The 687-nt window shown below is 66.1% G+C and carries 1 protein-coding gene; it reads left to right on the plus strand.

Annotation, left to right across the window (positions count from 1 at the left end):
* Window positions 1–393: 393 nt before the first annotated feature.
* On the plus strand, window positions 394–687 hold a 294-nt coding region (locus A5777_RS14410; RefSeq protein WP_064863189.1), incomplete at its 3' end, for a MerR family DNA-binding transcriptional regulator.

A 687-nucleotide genomic window follows, 5' to 3' on the forward strand; every position in this document is an offset into this window, starting at 1 on the left:
AGCCAGAAGGTGCTGCGCGAGGCCAACGCTCCAGTGATGGTCGTGCGGAGCTGACGGTCGTCGGCCCTCGCTGATCGGGCCCTGCTCGCCGACCGCTGATCGAGCTTGTCGAGATCACCCGATCAGCGGTGGCGTCAGCTCGATCAGCGGTGGGCCGCACCCAAATGTGTGTGCAATCGAAGGATTTGGGTGCTGCAGCAGCCACGTCTTTCGATTCGACACACATTTAGGCCCGGCGACTGTCCAGCGGGTCGGCGCGCTTGGATGTGATCTCGACAAGCTCGATCTGCGGTGGTGGGCTCGATCAGCGGTGGTGGGCTCGATCGGCGGTGGTGGGCTCGATCCGCAGGATAGGCGACTTCAAGTTCACTTGAAGTCGCCTATCCTCGTCGTGTGGGCCTGAAGAAAATCGAACTGTCCGTCGGCGAGCTGGCGCAGCGCGCGGGCATCGCGCCGTCGGCCGTGCGGTTCTACGAGGACCAGGGGCTGATCTTCTCGCGGCGTACGCCGGGCAACCAGCGGCGCTACCACCGCGCGATGCTCCGCCGGGTCGCGTTCATCCGCGCCTCCCAGGCGGCGGGGATTCCCCTCGCGGTGATTGGTGAGGTGTTCACCGAGCTCGGTGAACACGAGTCGCCGTCGCGCGCGATGTGGGAGGCGGCGTCGCAGCGCTGGATCGCCGACATC

It is taken from the genome of Gordonia sp. 852002-10350_SCH5691597 (assembly GCF_001665715.1).
Classification (GTDB): domain Bacteria; phylum Actinomycetota; class Actinomycetes; order Mycobacteriales; family Mycobacteriaceae; genus Gordonia; species Gordonia sputi.